Origin of the sequence: Leuconostoc rapi (genome assembly GCF_016908715.1) — a bacterium.
Taxonomy (GTDB): Bacteria; Bacillota; Bacilli; order Lactobacillales; family Lactobacillaceae; genus Leuconostoc; species Leuconostoc rapi.
In genome coordinates, this window is the sequence record NZ_JAFBEK010000001.1 from 383,150 (window position 1) to 398,022 (window position 14,873).

Below are 14,873 nucleotides of genomic sequence, written 5' to 3' on the forward strand. Positions count from 1 at the left end.
TTTTATTGAAAAAAATGCTTGCTAAAAAGAACAAATGTTCGTATAATTGAAAGTGTCATATTATAAAATAGATGTTAACGAGAAGAAAATGCCATGGCACAAAAATCACTTATATCACTTGAATTAGTGACCAACATGATACATCAAACAACAAACGAAAAAATTGAAGCTTTACACTTAGAGAAACAAAACTCTGAGTATGAGGGAATGACCTTTAAAATTGGGCAGTTTAGTTATCGTAGCCGATTGGCTAAAAAAACACCTAACAAGAAGGGCTATTTTGTTGTTTTTTGGGAAAAAGATCAACATCATCATAATACGCCGTTTAAATTTGACGATAGTCCGGATAAACTGATTATTTCGATTAAAGATGGGCTACACAGCGGTCAATTCATTTTTCCAAAAGCAATTCTCGTAGCGAAAGGTATCTTAAGTTATGAAAGACAATTAGGCAAAATGGCGATGCGCATTTATCCTAATTGGGTTAGTAATTTGAATCCTACTGCACGTCGGACACAATTATGGCAATTAGATTATTTTATAAATTATGATAAAAAAATATCACCAGACATGGTACGGGCGCTTTATTTTTAACTGTAAACCTAACAATTTTTAAATGATTACTTTTATCACTGTTCACAGCCATGTCTTAATCAATATCTCATTTGCTTTTAATATTATTTTCTGGTATCATAGATGATACAATTTAACTTTTTTAATGAACTTGTTCCTCTTGCGGGAGTAGCGACGAACAATCGTGGGAAACCGACTATAAATCATACTATTTTATTAGTACGACGGCCAACCTTAATCAGCGAGACGCAAAAAACTTTGCTTAAAAGGAGTGCAACAAGAACATGAATACAAAGGATGACGTACCTAAACCGATGCAAGATGATTATCATGCGACGGATTGGCATAAAGTTATCAGTGACTTTGACGGACATTACCCAGGTGGTCTAACTGATAAAGAGGTCAACGACAAATTAGAAGTACATGGTTTTAATGAGATGCTATTAAAATCAGTGCCAAAATGGTTAATATTTTTAAGACAATTCAATAATGTGATCATCTATATATTAATCGTGGCCGCCTTAATGACGCTCTTGATGCGACACTATTCAGATGCAATTGTTATTGGAATGGTTGTTGTTATTAATGCCTTGATTGGTTACTTTCAAGAAGTAAATGCCAGTAACGCATTAGAAAAAATTAAAAATATGTTGTCAGTGGAAGCAACCGTTATTAGAGACGATGTGAGGACGGACATACCCTCCCGGGAGTTGGTCCCTGGGGACTTAGTTTACCTTGAAGCAGGTGACAATGTGCCTGCTGATTTGCGAATTATTGACGCTGATAATTTAAGGATTCAAGAATCATCCTTGACCGGTGAGGCAGATTCAGTTTTGAAATTTGATTCAGTGGTTGATCTTAAAACACCTTTGGCAGATCGGGTTAATATGGCTTACGCAACGACAGCAGTCACTAACGGTAGTGCTACTGGTATCGTAGTTGCCACAGGACTTAAAACTGAAATTGGATTAATTTCACAAAGCGTGTCAGAAGTCAAAGATAATAAGTCCCCACTTACCAAAGAATTAGATACTTTGGGTCGGGATATTTCATGGTTTATTATCATAGTAGCAATTGCTACTTTTATTCTTGGTTGGGTTATGAATGTTTATGCCTTACCAGTTTTGGCAATGGCAATCATTACTATGATTGTCGGTTCGATGCCAGAAGGCCTACCTGCGGCTACGTCGGTTATTTTAGCTACTGGTGTACAAACATTGACTAAAAAGCATGCAATTGTTAAAACGTTACCTGCAGCTGAAACACTAGGAGCGGTTGACATTATTGCATCTGATAAAACAGGCACATTAACTAAAAATGAAATGACCTTGCAAGATATTGTTGTTGGTCAAAACCATTATCAAGTGACAGGAACAGGTTATGCACCAGAAGGTCAAATACAATTAAATCATGTTACTGTGGATGCTTCAAAGGATGAAGATCTTGAAATGTTTTTGACGATGGGACACCAAGCAAACGATACGTTTTTAACATCTGAAAATGGTGAATGGCAAATTAATGGTGAACCAACTGATGCGGCATTTTTGTCGGCATATTATAAAGCTTTTGGACCAAAAGAACCAAAATTAAAAGAAATTGATCGACTGCCATTTGATTCAGATTATCGATTTATGGCACGCCTTGTTGAGAATAAACAAGGGCAGCGTTTTATTGCAATTAAAGGTGCACCTGACAAACTTTTCAAACTAGCCGCTGTGTCCGAATCCTTTGATAGTCAATACTGGACAGAATTATCAGGGCAATTTGCAAAAACTGGGAAGCGTGTTATTGCGGTCGGATATCAACCTGTTTCAGCAAATACTCGTGAGGTAACACATGAACAATTGCAGACAACGGGTATCACATTGATTGGTATTGCGGCGATTATTGATCCACCCCGACCAGAAGTTGTTGCAGCAATTAAAGATATGCGTCAAGCAGGCATTCATGTCAAAATGATTACTGGTGACAGTGTTGATACCGCTGTCGCGATTGGTAGACAGTTAGGTTTGGCCGACGGTATTGATGCTATGACTGGTGTTGAAGTGGATGCTTTGAATGATCAGGAGTTGGCTGATGCCGTGACACGATATGATGTATTTGCACGGACAACGCCTCAAAATAAATTGCGTATTGTAGCGGCATATCAAGCTAATGGGCTGGTTACTGCAATGACAGGTGATGGTGTTAACGATGCGCCTGCACTTAAAAGAGCAGACATTGGTGTGGCTATGGGTATTAAAGGCACTGATGTCGCTAAAGACTCTGCTGATATGGTCTTAGCTAACGATGATTTTTCGACAATCAAGGTAGCTATTGCTCAAGGTAGAAGACTATATGATAACATTCGAAAAACGATACTTTTCTTATTACCCACAAGTTTTGCTGAGGGATTAATCGTTGTCATGAGTATTTTCTTAAGACAACCGATGCCATTAACGCCAACACAATTGCTTTGGATCAATATGGTGTCAGCTATAACGATTCAATTGGCATTTATCTTTGAGCCGGCTGAACCCGGCTTAATGAACCGGCCGCCGCGTAAAACAAGTGCAAAACTTATGGATCGGCATGATATTTTTCAAATGACTTATGTCAGTGTATTGATTGCTGCAGTTGGTTTGGCTGTTTTTGAGGTGTTAGGTGCCAGTGTTAGTTTTGGTATTGCCAGTACGATGGTGGTCAATATTATCATTTTTGGAAAAATATTTTACTTGTTTAACATAAGAACAGCAGCACCTGCGCTGAGTCGTGCACTTTGGTCTAATCCAATGGCGTTTGCTTCAGTAGGCTTAATGATTGTGCTACAAATTATTTTCACCTATGTGCCGTTTATGCAAAGCGTATTTTCAACAGCGGCATTGAACTTCTCTCATTGGTTTATTGTTCTTATTAGTGGTGCTATTGTGTTAGTGATCACGGAAATTCATAAGTATTGGCGTATATATCGGTACAAGACGACTATAAATCAATAAGTATAAATCATGTTATCAGCATATTTCTTGCACTCTGTTGTTGTAAAAGTTACAATCAGGGTAAGTCATATTGAATTGTTTTGTAAAGGAGAAGGAATATGGTAAAAGGGAAACGCGGTACTGGTTTTTGGGGCAAATTATCACTTTTGTTAGCGGTTGGGCAGTTAATATTTAGCCTTTATCGCGAAATTAAAGATTCTCGATCACGTCAAAAAAAATAATGCATCATTATTATTTGAGTTACTCAGAATGATTTTTAATATTATAAGGAGAATAAGATGCTAAAATCAATCGTTAAATTTTTATTAGCTTCAGTCCTAATTATTAGTGGTATTGCTGTGGGAACGACAGTTTTTGCGGCCAAAGGGGTCGATAAGTTAGGTGACGATTTGCAAGAGAAAATCTATCACTAATCTGCCATAATAGTTTTTGTAAAATAACGAAGTAATAGACAATGCTGTATTTACGTATTGCTTATTGCTTTTTTATGTGCTCTAAATAAAAATAACTCAGTAACATAATCAATCGTATTGTAAGCGTTATCATGTCATGCTAAAATAAAAATAGTGCATGCGTATAGTGCCAGACAAAAAAAAGTGGAGGAGAGATTATGATTTGGTCATTAATAGTAGGAGCCGTTATTGGTGTCATCGCAGGTGCAATCACAAATCATGGTGAATCGATGGGCTGGATTAGCAATATTTTTGCCGGACTTATTGGATCAGCTCTTGGGCAGTGGTTACTTGGAAGTTGGGGGCCAAGCCTTGCTGGTATGGCAATTATACCGTCAATTATTGGTGCGGTTATTCTTGTGTTGATTATCTCTGCAATTTTTGGTGCGCAAACTTCGCGTTAAAATAATTTATTAAAAAAGCGTTGGATAAAAATGATGGGAACGTGTCATTTTTTGTTGGGGTATAGGCTAATAATTTGAAAATAATCAGCATTTTTGTTACACTTTACTCAATTGATGTTAACTAGAAGCATGTTGTACGCGAGAATGGGTTTACTATTCATTGTGGCAAGTGCTTTTGTATAATCAATAAAAAAGTTACAGGAGGATGTTACGAATGGGATTAATTTGGACACTTATAGTGGGAGCAGTTATCGGTGCGATAGCAGGTGCAATCACAAGTAAGGGAACGGCAATGGGTTGGATTAGTAACATTATTGCTGGTTTAGTTGGTTCTTGGCTAGGAGAAAATTTGCTCGGATCTTGGGGACCTACTGTAGCTAACATGGCAATTATTCCATCAATTATTGGTGCTGTGATTTTGGTTTTGGTTATTTCTTGGTTGGTAGGTAGAGCTCGAAACTAACTACTCATAGCAGCCGCAATAGTAGTAACGTTATAACACCGGAAACCATCTTAAAAGGAGATAGTAAATAATGACAGAACAAGATAAACAAAAAGAAGCCGAAGCTAAAGAAGCAGTGGTTCAAGAAAATAAAAAGGACGATCCAAAGTCAACAGATAAAGAAGACGTCTATAAGCACCATCCTGACAACGCTGACTATAAAAAAGCGGATTAATGTCGCTGGTTCCAAATGTTTAGGTTAGGAGGATTTTGATGACTAGTAGTGATATACCAGTTTATAAATTAAATGACGGTCATGTTCTACCACAAATAGGCTTGGGAACTTACCAAGTACGTGGCATGCAAGGTGTCGATGTAATTTTATCTGCAATTCAAATGGGTTATCGATTAATTGATACTTCTACCAATTACGATAGCGAAGGTGCAGTCGGTGCGGCAATTAGGCGTTCGGGCATACCACGATCTGATTTTTATGTCACGACCAAATTACCAGGACAATATCATCACCGAGATGATGCCTTAAAGATGATTGAGGAATCGCTTTTAAGAATGGGTTTGGATTATTTAGATTTATATTTAATCCATTGGCCATTACCAAAACGTGATAATTATGTTGAGGCGTGGACTGCTCTAGTTGAAGCGCAAAAACGTGGACTAGTTCGTTCAATTGGTGTTTCTAACTTTGAGGCAGAACATCTTGATCGCATTATTGAAGCCACTGGCGTTGTCCCAGCAGTTAATCAAAATGAAATTCATCCTTATTGGATACAAGAGGATTTGTTAAAAGATAATCAAAAGCGTGGTATATTAACTGAAGCTTGGAGTCCTTTGGGGCGGGGAAGTCACGCCCTAAAAGAAGATGTTGTTGTCACACTAGCCAATAAATATCATAAAAATGTTGGTCAGATTATTCTTCGCTGGCATATACAGCGCGGAATTTTACCAATTCCTAAGGCTGGAACGCTTAATCATTTGCATGAAAACATAAAGCTTTGGGACTTTGAGTTAACACAAGATGAAGTTATTGCGATTAACCGATTAACGCAGCCGGATGGTCGTGTAGATAATCAAGATCCTAATACGTATGAAGAATTTAATTAGCTTTTTACAAAAAATAATAATCACACCAATGGATTTTTGGTGGACAAAACGTATCAGTATATTTTCGAGATCGAGAAAAATGCCACCTACATCATTCTTCAATGATGTAGGTGGCATTTTATTTTAAACATGATTAATAGTTATCATTCTAGTACGTCATGGATCGTAATAATACCCACCACTTTGTCATCGTCGTCTTCTACGACAAGGTTAGATATATTATTGGCTGCCATCTTTTTCCAAGCTGCATTGTTACGTGCTTTTTTATTAATCGTAATAAATCCTTCAGTCATGTAATCAGATGCAGTCGACCCTTTGACTTGATTAATATATATAAATTTCTTACGAATGTCCCCATCGGTTATAATACCAATGACTTTGTCTTCTGGCGTTTTAACGAGCGTCATGCCTACACCAAAGTCGCTAATACGATAAATAACATCATTGATTGGCGTGGTTGTTTTAACATAAGGAATCTTAGTATGCATTGAGTGTTCGACATTACGCAAAAGCATTTTACCAATTGAACCACCTGGATGATACAATGCGAAGTCTTCCCGTTTAAATTCATTAGCTTTTTCAATAGCAATTAATAGCGCATCTCCCATAACTAAAGTAGCGGTTGTCGAACTTGTTGGGGCTAATTTAGTAGGGTCTGCTTCTTCAGCAACGTCGACTTTCAATACAAGGTCGGTACTTTTAGCTAATGTTGACTCGTCAGATCCTGTTAAAGCAATTGTTTTGAGACCATCTTGATGAATATTTTTTAATGCGAAAAGTGTCTGTATGACTTCTTGTGTTTCACCACTATTGGATATGAAGATGACAACATCATCTACTGCAACACGTCCTAAGTCACCATGATAGGCCGTACCAGCATCAATAAAGAAACTTGAAACACCAACAGATGAAAGTGAAGCTGCAATTTTTTCGGCGATAATACCAGATTTGCCAATAGCAACAAAAATCGTACGTCCCTTAGTCGTTAATATCGCTTCAACGACTGCATCAAAATGTGTATCCAGTGTTTCGCGTACGGTTTTTAAAGCACTAATTTCTAAATCAAAAGTTGCTTTTGCATCATCATAGTAAGTCGTCATTATCGTATACCGCCTTCATTTCAAGGTGTTCATGAAAAAGCTGGTTAGCATTTTCCAAAATAGGACGAATTTTAGATAAGTACAATTGGCTATCTTGATCTGATATTGCTTCTGGCGGATTAGGATGAACTTCAGCAAATATGCCATCGATACCAATTGCTAACGCTGCACGCATTAGAGGGAACGCGTAATCACGATTACCACCAGAATGATTACCATAACCACTTGGTATTTGTACAGAATGTGTTGCATCGAAGATAATAGGATAGCCAGTTTTTCGCATTTGAATCAAGCTAGTCATATCGACGACTAATTGATGATAGCCAAACATCGTACCACGCTCTGTTACCAAAATGTGTTCATTGCTTTGGGCTACTTTGTTAACAGCGCTTTGAATATCCTCTGGCGCCATGAATTGTGCTTTTTTGATATTGACAACACGACCAGTTTTGGCAGCAGCGAGTAAAAGATCGGTTTGTCGACTAAGGTATGCTGGAATTTGTAAGACGTCTGCCACTTTGGCAACTGGTTCACATTGATAAGATTCATGAACATCAGTGACAATAGGTACGTGATAGGTATCTTTGATTCTTTGTAACACCTCTAAACCAGCTGTCATACCAGCGCCACGTTCTGATTCAAGTGAGCTACGATTAGCTTTGTCAAAAGAGGCTTTAAAAACATAATTTATGCCTAGCTCATCGGTGATCGTTTTTAATGTTTCAACAACCTCGGCACAAATTTCATATGATTCGATTGCACAGGGACCGGCTAAAAGCGTGAGACGATTATCTTTAAAATCGTACGCTTGAAATACATCACTTATTTTAGACATAGTATTCCTTCTCCTAACTTTAATCGCAATAATACTAAAAATGAATTAGCATTACTGCAAGTATAACACTTTTTATGAATAATATACGTGAATAGCATTTTATATTGATTACAAAATAACAACAGAATTTTAAGGATGAAATAATCATAATAGTTGCAAATAAGCCGTTATTTTGGTAATCTGTAGGCAATTACTAAGTAAATGAAGGACACATGAATCGATATTTTATGTTATATATATATATTTAAAGTAGAAAAATAGTAATAAAATGAAAATAAGGTGTAAATAATCATGAAAGCGTTCCCAGGCATTATTATATAGGTGTTTAACAATGTCCTCCAACTGACAGGAATAATTTAATCAATAGGAGATAAATAAATATGACGGATACAAATGAACAATATAAAATTAACCATTTTCCCAAACAGTCACAGGCAGAGCCTGGTCTTCAAAGCCGTATGTCTCCGACACCTGACGATGGGGCGGCAGATTATGTTGGGCATGAGCGTCTGAAATATAAGAAAGCGCTTATTACGGGTGGCGATTCAGGAATTGGTCGCGCTGTGGCGATTGCTTATGCTCATGAGGGGGCGGATATTGTATTGAATTATCTCCCTGAAGAAGAGTCAGATGCGCAAGAGGTTAAAGGCATTGTTGAATCATTGGGACAACACATTAAACTCGTACCTGGTGACCTAAAATCTGAAATATTTAGCCAGGCGTTAGTTGATGAGGCAGTTGCATTTCTAGGTGATATTAGTATCTTAGTTTTGGTAGCTGGTAAGCAACAGGCGGTTGTGGATATTGCCGAACTATCAACAACGCAACTAATTGATACGTATACGACAAATGTTTTTAGTGCAATTTGGTTAATCAAGGCCGCGCTACCACATTTACAACCTGGTAGTAGTATTATAACGACTAATTCGATTCAAGCTGACCAACCAGCGCCTTTTTTGGTCGACTACGCTGGTACGAAAGCGGCGCTCAAAAATATGACAATAAGTTTGGCTAAACAATTTGCCAATCGCGGTATTCGTGTCAATAGTGTGGCACCAGGACCGATTTGGACGCCGTTGCAAATTGTTGGTGGGCAATTGCCCGAAAATATTCCTACATTTGGCCAATCGACACCGCTGAAACGCGCGGGTCAGCCAGCAGAATTAGCTGGGGCATACGTTTTTCTAGCATCTGATGAAACCAGCTATATTACTGGTGAGTCGATTAAAGTAACAGGTGGTCTGTAATAGATAATAGAGTGTTAATCAGAAAAAAATATTGAAGGTAGGATGGTATGGCTAAATTATCACAAACGATGAAAGACATGATTGATAACCAATTCCCTTTTTTGGCGACAACGAGTTCGGATGGTTCGCCACAGGTTGGACCAAAAGGATCTTTGCATGTATTGGACGATTCACATCTCATTTACTATGAACACACGTTTAGGCATGCTTATGAAAATTTAATGGCGAGCAATTTAGCTGCTGTAGCCGTTGTAGACAGAAAGGCAGAAAAAGGGTTCAGGTTTGAAGGACATGCGCATATTCATGAGAACGATGAATATGCCACAGACATACTATCAAAAACAAAAATATTCGAACGCTTTCCTCGTGCTGCTGTTGTGGTGATAGATGTTGAACGTATTTATAAACTAGATAATACATTGGATGCAGGCATGCGAATAGGTTAACCTGGCACATTGCATACTTAACATAAAGTGTATTGAGAAAATGACGATTGTGATCACAGTGTATTTTGAGTATGAGCTTAGCGATGTAATATTAAAATATGAAATTGATAGTATCAAAGAATTAAAGTTTTATATTTTGCAGCTGACCTTTTAAAAAATAAGGAAAGAAGCTTGGAATAATGACTAAAATAATCAATCAGCAAGTGCTATCAACACCATTATCTGGTATTCGAGCTGTTAATGATTTTGTGACCGTACCAGCCGAACAAATGATTACACTGGCGGTGGGCGAAATCGATTTACCAACACCTCTGGCGACAAGACAGGCTGGTCGGCTTGCTATTGAACAAAATCAAACAAAATACACAGAAAATAAAGGCATTTTAGCATTAAGGCAAGCAATTGCAGCAGATATCATGCGAGGCTATAACATTGAATACCTGCCAGAAACAGAAATTATGGTAACTGTTGGTGCGGGGCAAGCGATTGATCTGGTCATTCGGTCATTGGTGAACCCGGGGGATGAGGTTATTGTGATTGCCCCCGCATATCCAGCATATATTCAAGCCATTTTGCTGGTTGGCGCTCGGCCGGTCATCATTAATACAGGCGAGAGTTATTTTCGTTTAAAGCCAGAACAACTCGCAGCGGCGATTACTTCAAAAACAAAACTGGTTATTTTGAATTATCCCAACAATCCTACTGGTGTGGTCTTGTCGCGTGATGAGTTGCGTGCCTTATCGGTGGTTATTAAGCAACATGATTTATTTGTTTTAACAGACGATATTTATAAACGACTGGCTTATGATTTTGATGACGCACCATCTATTGCGAGTGTGTTCGACATGAAAAAACGCACAGTGATTGTAAATGGCCTTTCTAAATCGCACAGTATGACTGGTTGGCGTATAGGATATGTTGCGGCACCGGCGTACTTCATACAAGAAATGAACAAGGTGCAACAAGCAAGTGTCGGTTGCGCCTCAAGTATTTCTCAATTAGCAGCAATAACTGCGCTGACAGTCGATCAAGACACGCCTCGCCAATTCATAACAATTTTCAAAAAAAGACGTGATTATGTTTTAAACCGGTTAGATCAAATGCAATTGTCGTATGTTCGTCCAGAAGGTGCTTTTTACGTTTTTGTTGATATTTCAAGGTTTGGGCTGAGCGCATTGGATTTTGTTAAATATGCGATTACGCGTGCTAAGTTAGTGATGGTCCATGGCTCAGCTTTTACAGAATATGGAGAAGGTTATGTCCGTATTTCTTTCGCTAGTGATCTTGCTACATTAGCACTGGCAATGGATCGATTGGCATTAGCAATTGCAGCGCTGGAAAATACGGCTGGTTAAATTTTTTGGTGATGGCGCTGTTTTGGGTGACATTTTGATACATGATTTTGCATTAATAATGGTATGCTTGAAAACAAAAATATGGACTGTACTGATGTGTACCCCGAAAGTTAAATTAACTTTCGGGGTTTCTTGTTCTTGTTTTTTTAAAATTAATACATGGTACAATTAATAAATAGTGACTGATAATAATCTGATTTTTAAGGAGCGTACTTTGGGTAAAACGAATGTGATGTGGTTTCGTAGAGATTTGCGTGTGTTTGATAACATCGCTTTAGCACGTGCAATTGAAAATAGTAATAAAATATTATTTGTTTTTCATATTGATACGTACCAGCTTGAAAAACAACCAACGGTTAATCAAAGTAGCTTCTTCGCTAGCGTACAACAATTTAAAAAACACTTAAAGGAACAAAATATTGATCTTCAGATTTTTTATGGTGAATTAAAAGATATGTTTGATTATATCAAAAAGCAGGTGCCTAATTGGCATGATTTATACTTTAATTGTGATGAACATGGTTACGGTAGCGAACGCGATCAAGACATTACTAAATATTGCCAGGAAAATTTGCATATTAGGGTACATGCAGCTATAGATTATAATTTGCATAGTGCTTACGAAATCAAAAAGCCTGATGGCCATTATTATCAGGTATTTACACCTTACTTTAAACGCTGGATGACATTAGTTAAACCAAAGCCTATCGCGATTGATTTAGCCAGTATTAGTCAGGAACATTTAGCATTCTCTACATTAGAACAGGATACCATGTTAAGCGGTTTAATTTATGAACAACACAGCTATGCTTACGATAATCAAATTGGTGAAGGGAAAGCTAGGCAGGTGTTATCTGACTTTATTGAAAACAAATTAGCACAATATGACCAGAATCGTGATGTGCCTTCGTTAAATGCAACTAGCCACCTTTCACGTTATTTACGAACGGGCGAAATTTCAATAAGAACGGTTTATGAGGCTGTCAGACAATCGCCTGATAGCGATGGTCGCGCAACATTCATTAAAGAGCTATGTTGGCGTGACTATTATAATATGATTTACGCCACTCACCCGCAGCAAAACGAATCTGCTATCCGACCAGAATTTCGACAAGTTAGATGGCGTGATGATAAGATTGAATTTGATGATTGGCAAACAGGGCATACTGGATTTCCTATCGTCGATGCAGCAATGCGACAACTTAACGCTACAGGGTGGATGCACAACCGCTTGCGTATGGTTGTCGCATCGTTTCTAACAAAGGATTTGCTCATTAATTGGCAGTGGGGAGAAGCCTATTTTAAGCAGAAACTAGTAGATTATGATCCAGCAAGCAATATTGGGGGTTGGCAATGGGCGGCATCCACTGGTACGGATAGTGTGCCTTATTTTAGAATATTCAATCCAACGCTGCAATCAAAAAAATTTGACCCGGATGGTTTATTTATAAAAAAATATGTACCTGAATTAAAAGACCTACCAAGTACAAAAATTCATGAGCCAAGTAAGCTTTCATTAATAGAGCAAAGACGCTATCAGGTCACTATTGGTCATGATTATCCAAAACCAATTGTTGATCATAAAATGGCTCGCATTAGTGCTATAGCTGCCTATGAACAAAGTAAAGCTAATTCGGAATTTAATGAATGACATTGACATTTAAATCTCACTATTATATAATCTAATTATTATAAAACGTTGATAAGATGAGTACATATTAGATTGATTTTATAGAGAACTGGTGTATGGTGAAAGTCAGTATGATGCTAATTTGGAATATGGTCTTGGAGTTTAAATTGATATGAGTCGGTTAGTATACAAATATCTTTCGGTGATACCCGTTATCGTGTCAAAGTATCATCGTTTTTCTGGTACTTAGTGAGCGTATCTTTTAGCAATATGATACGAAAAACGGGTGGTAACACGATATAATTCGTCCCGCAACTTTGATTTTTTCAGAGTTGCGGTTTTTTATTGTATTTAAAAAATGAGGTGGAAAAATGTCAAATAAAGTGGCTATCATAACTGGTAGTGGCAGAGGAATTGGGCGCGCAATTGCGGAACGGTTAGTTAAAGAAGACTATCATGTGGCAATCGCTGAGATTGATCAAGTCACTGCCAAGGCAGTATCAGATGGTATTAATCAAGTCAGGAAAGGTTTTGCAAAATACTATGTTTTAGATGTTGCCTCTCGCCAATCTGTATTTGATTTGGTTGATCATGTTGTAAACGAGTTTGGACGGTTAGATGTTTTTATTAATAACGCTGGTGTTGCGTTTATTGACACAATGGTGGCTAGCGATCCGGACAAAATTGAACGACTATTTGATGTCAATATTAAAGGCACGTTTTGGGGCATTCAGGCTGCTGCAACACAATTTAAAAAACAAGGCGATGGCGGTCGGATAATTAACGCTGCTTCTCTAGCAGGCGTTGAGGGATCCGCACTGCAAGGGGCATATTCAGCTTCAAAATTTGCGATTCGTGGGTTAGGTCAATCTGCAGCAAAGGAGTTAGCTAGTGATGGCATCACTGTTAACGCCTATGATCCAGGAATTGTTCTAACACCATTGCGTGATTATATTGATGAACGAACGGCGCAAATTAAGGGGGTAACACCCGAAGTTCAACGACAAAAGGTCGTGAACGAAATTGCTTTAGGTCGAGCTGCATTGCCAGAAGATGTCGCTGATGTTGTCACATTTTTAGTATCGTCAAAGGCGAAATACATCACTGGACAATCGATTTTGATTGATGGTGGTATGCGTTTTCATTAATCAATGTGTGCTAGTTTCATGAAAAATAAAAGAGGGTTAACCATGGTAAAAAGGAATATTATTATTGCGGCGATTGTCTTAGTTGCTGTTGCTGGAAGCGCGATTGTAATTCAGCGTAATCAATCTGTCAAAACAGAGAGTAAAAAACAAATAACGATTGGTGCTATTGGCTCAGATGCACAAATTTGGCAACATATTGCTAAATTACCAGAAACTAAAAAAGCAAACATTACAATTAAGGTGAAGAATTTTACCGATGGTGTTGCTCTAAATACTGCTACTTCAGAAGGAAAGATAGATGTAAATGCCTTTCAATCGTACGCTTATTATGTCGCTTACAATAAAAGTAACGCTAAAACAAAGCTCACAGTGCTTGGCACAACTTATTTGGAACCAATGGGTATTTACTCTGATAAGTACCAAAAAATTAGTGACATTCCTGATGGTGGCACCATTGCCATTGCTAACAATGCAGCAAACACCGCACGCGGATTAAAGTTGTTAGCTAAAGCTAAGTTAATTACGCTCAAACCAAGTTTTGGCAATTTATCAGGAGTTAACGATATACAAGATAATCCACATCATTTAAAGTTTAAAGAGATTGATGATACGACTGGTCCACGTGTAATTAAAGACAATACAGTTGCAGCAGCATTAATTGGCAATACTGTGGCATTAGAGGGTAAGCTTAATGTGCTAAAAGACGCCTTGTTGTATGAAAAAATTGATCAATCAACAAAAGATAATATTAATATTTTAGCTACAGCACAGAAAAATAAAAACAATAAAAATTTCAAAAAGTTAACAACGTTGTATCATACAAAGTCAGCTCAAAAATATATTAATCAACAATTCTCAGGTACTAAAATTGAAGTTAAAAAACCAATCACTTACTTATCTGAATAACAGTAAAAAGATATAATCACAAACAAAATGAACCCAATAACTTGGATGGTATGAATTTCCAAGTTATTGGGTTTTTATAAATCGATGGTCATCATTCAATAAATGATATTTTTCCATGACTCTGAAAGAATGTTTGAAATTGTTATTCAAGTTGACGCTGATAACATTATAATAGATCTACTTATCATTAATAGAGTCCTGAGTTATTATGCAAGTCAGGTGTCGAGAAATAAATAAT

The 14,873-nt window shown here is 37.5% G+C and carries 16 protein-coding genes and 1 other annotated feature; of the genes, 14 read left to right on the forward strand and 2 right to left on the reverse strand.

The features are described 5' to 3' along the window. The first annotated feature begins 93 nt into the window (after nt 1–93). The 8 genes from JOD28_RS01780 (at nt 94) to JOD28_RS01805 (ending at nt 5,968) form a co-directional block, all read left to right on the forward strand. Complete coding sequence (locus tag JOD28_RS01780; protein ID WP_204769203.1) at nt 94–594, forward strand: MepB family protein; 501 nt, start codon at nt 94–96, stop codon at nt 592–594. A gap of 263 nt (nt 595–857) precedes the next feature. Next, the gene (locus JOD28_RS01785; protein ID WP_204769204.1) at nt 858–3,548 is read left to right on the forward strand and encodes an HAD-IC family P-type ATPase; all 2,691 of its coding nucleotides are present in this window, start codon (nt 858–860) and stop codon (nt 3,546–3,548) included. Between the two features lie 98 nt (nt 3,549–3,646). Then, nucleotides 3,647–3,769: a hypothetical protein gene (locus JOD28_RS09845; RefSeq protein WP_259650385.1), complete on the forward strand. Its 123-nt coding sequence runs from the start codon at nt 3,647–3,649 to the stop codon at nt 3,767–3,769. A 57-nt stretch (nt 3,770–3,826) separates the two neighbouring features. Continuing rightward, nucleotides 3,827–3,961, forward strand: coding sequence for a hypothetical protein (locus tag JOD28_RS09850; RefSeq protein WP_259650384.1), 135 nt, complete (start codon nt 3,827–3,829; stop codon nt 3,959–3,961). A gap of 197 nt (nt 3,962–4,158) precedes the next feature. After that, nucleotides 4,159–4,404 (forward strand): GlsB/YeaQ/YmgE family stress response membrane protein, encoded by a 246-nt coding sequence (locus JOD28_RS01790; RefSeq protein ID WP_204769205.1) that lies wholly within the window; start codon nt 4,159–4,161, stop codon nt 4,402–4,404. A 214-nt stretch (nt 4,405–4,618) separates the two neighbouring features. Beyond that, a complete protein-coding gene (locus tag JOD28_RS01795) occupies nt 4,619–4,867 on the forward strand; it encodes a GlsB/YeaQ/YmgE family stress response membrane protein (RefSeq protein WP_204769206.1) in 249 nt (82 codons plus the stop codon). A gap of 70 nt (nt 4,868–4,937) precedes the next feature. Beyond that, nucleotides 4,938–5,081 carry a hypothetical protein gene (locus JOD28_RS01800; protein WP_204769207.1) on the forward strand — a complete coding sequence of 48 codons (144 nt, stop codon included), beginning with the start codon at nt 4,938–4,940 and terminating at the stop codon, nt 5,079–5,081. 38 nt (nt 5,082–5,119) lie between these two features. Beyond that, on the forward strand, nt 5,120–5,968 hold the full coding sequence (locus tag JOD28_RS01805; RefSeq protein WP_204769208.1) for an aldo/keto reductase: 849 nt from the start codon (nt 5,120–5,122) through the stop codon (nt 5,966–5,968). A gap of 143 nt (nt 5,969–6,111) precedes the next feature. On the opposite strand, the gene JOD28_RS01810 is transcribed toward JOD28_RS01805, so the two are convergent. Together JOD28_RS01810 and kdsA are read right to left on the reverse strand one after the other, a co-directional pair. Continuing rightward, entirely contained in the window at nt 6,112–7,068 is a 957-nt protein-coding gene (locus JOD28_RS01810) for a KpsF/GutQ family sugar-phosphate isomerase (protein ID WP_204769209.1), read from the reverse strand. Beyond that, on the reverse strand, nt 7,052–7,903 hold the full coding sequence (gene kdsA / locus JOD28_RS01815) for a 3-deoxy-8-phosphooctulonate synthase (protein ID WP_204769210.1): 852 nt from the start codon (nt 7,901–7,903) through the stop codon (nt 7,052–7,054). Before kdsA ends, JOD28_RS01810 begins: the two co-directional genes overlap by 17 nt. Before the next feature lie 380 nt (nt 7,904–8,283). Here kdsA and JOD28_RS01820 point away from each other — a divergent pair, with 380 nt between their 5' ends. The 6 genes from JOD28_RS01820 to JOD28_RS01845 all read left to right on the forward strand — a co-directional run bounded on the left by JOD28_RS01820 (nt 8,284) and on the right by JOD28_RS01845 (nt 14,635). After that, nucleotides 8,284–9,150 carry an SDR family oxidoreductase gene (locus JOD28_RS01820; RefSeq protein WP_204769211.1) on the forward strand — a complete coding sequence of 289 codons (867 nt, stop codon included), beginning with the start codon at nt 8,284–8,286 and terminating at the stop codon, nt 9,148–9,150. 47 nt (nt 9,151–9,197) lie between these two features. Further along, the gene (locus tag JOD28_RS01825) at nt 9,198–9,596 is read left to right on the forward strand and encodes a pyridoxamine 5'-phosphate oxidase family protein (RefSeq protein WP_204769212.1); all 399 of its coding nucleotides are present in this window, start codon (nt 9,198–9,200) and stop codon (nt 9,594–9,596) included. Nucleotides 9,597–9,775: 179 nt separating this feature from the next. Continuing rightward, on the forward strand, nt 9,776–10,951 hold the full coding sequence (locus JOD28_RS01830) for a pyridoxal phosphate-dependent aminotransferase (protein ID WP_204769213.1): 1,176 nt from the start codon (nt 9,776–9,778) through the stop codon (nt 10,949–10,951). Nucleotides 10,952–11,165: 214 nt separating this feature from the next. Beyond that, a complete protein-coding gene (locus JOD28_RS01835; RefSeq protein ID WP_220730312.1) occupies nt 11,166–12,602 on the forward strand; it encodes a cryptochrome/photolyase family protein in 1,437 nt (478 codons plus the stop codon). A 39-nt stretch (nt 12,603–12,641) separates the two neighbouring features. Next, nucleotides 12,642–12,896 (forward strand) — a binding site (T-box leader). Between the two features lie 56 nt (nt 12,897–12,952). Further along, nucleotides 12,953–13,729: an acetoin reductase gene (locus JOD28_RS01840; RefSeq protein ID WP_204769214.1), complete on the forward strand. Its 777-nt coding sequence runs from the start codon at nt 12,953–12,955 to the stop codon at nt 13,727–13,729. A gap of 42 nt (nt 13,730–13,771) precedes the next feature. Then, nucleotides 13,772–14,635: a MetQ/NlpA family ABC transporter substrate-binding protein gene (locus JOD28_RS01845; RefSeq protein ID WP_204769215.1), complete on the forward strand. Its 864-nt coding sequence runs from the start codon at nt 13,772–13,774 to the stop codon at nt 14,633–14,635. Nucleotides 14,636–14,873 lie beyond the last annotated feature (238 nt).

What these genes read in the sequence shown, in the direction of transcription:
- JOD28_RS01780 (WP_204769203.1), top strand. Translation starts at nt 94, where the DNA reads ATGGCACAAAAATCACTTATATCACTTGAATTAGTGACCAACATGATA.
- JOD28_RS01785 (WP_204769204.1), top strand. Translation starts at nt 858, where the DNA reads ATGAATACAAAGGATGACGTACCTAAACCGATGCAAGATGATTATCAT.
- JOD28_RS09845 (WP_259650385.1), top strand. Translation starts at nt 3,647, where the DNA reads ATGGTAAAAGGGAAACGCGGTACTGGTTTTTGGGGCAAATTATCACTT.
- JOD28_RS09850 (WP_259650384.1), top strand. Translation starts at nt 3,827, where the DNA reads ATGCTAAAATCAATCGTTAAATTTTTATTAGCTTCAGTCCTAATTATT.
- JOD28_RS01790 (WP_204769205.1), top strand. Translation starts at nt 4,159, where the DNA reads ATGATTTGGTCATTAATAGTAGGAGCCGTTATTGGTGTCATCGCAGGT.
- JOD28_RS01795 (WP_204769206.1), top strand. Translation starts at nt 4,619, where the DNA reads ATGGGATTAATTTGGACACTTATAGTGGGAGCAGTTATCGGTGCGATA.
- JOD28_RS01800 (WP_204769207.1), top strand. Translation starts at nt 4,938, where the DNA reads ATGACAGAACAAGATAAACAAAAAGAAGCCGAAGCTAAAGAAGCAGTG.
- JOD28_RS01805 (WP_204769208.1), top strand. Translation starts at nt 5,120, where the DNA reads ATGACTAGTAGTGATATACCAGTTTATAAATTAAATGACGGTCATGTT.
- JOD28_RS01810 (WP_204769209.1), bottom strand. Translation starts at nt 7,068, where the DNA reads ATGACGACTTACTATGATGATGCAAAAGCAACTTTTGATTTAGAAATT.
- kdsA (WP_204769210.1), bottom strand. Translation starts at nt 7,903, where the DNA reads ATGTCTAAAATAAGTGATGTATTTCAAGCGTACGATTTTAAAGATAAT.
- JOD28_RS01820 (WP_204769211.1), top strand. Translation starts at nt 8,284, where the DNA reads ATGACGGATACAAATGAACAATATAAAATTAACCATTTTCCCAAACAG.
- JOD28_RS01825 (WP_204769212.1), top strand. Translation starts at nt 9,198, where the DNA reads ATGGCTAAATTATCACAAACGATGAAAGACATGATTGATAACCAATTC.
- JOD28_RS01830 (WP_204769213.1), top strand. Translation starts at nt 9,776, where the DNA reads ATGACTAAAATAATCAATCAGCAAGTGCTATCAACACCATTATCTGGT.
- JOD28_RS01840 (WP_204769214.1), top strand. Translation starts at nt 12,953, where the DNA reads ATGTCAAATAAAGTGGCTATCATAACTGGTAGTGGCAGAGGAATTGGG.
- JOD28_RS01845 (WP_204769215.1), top strand. Translation starts at nt 13,772, where the DNA reads ATGGTAAAAAGGAATATTATTATTGCGGCGATTGTCTTAGTTGCTGTT.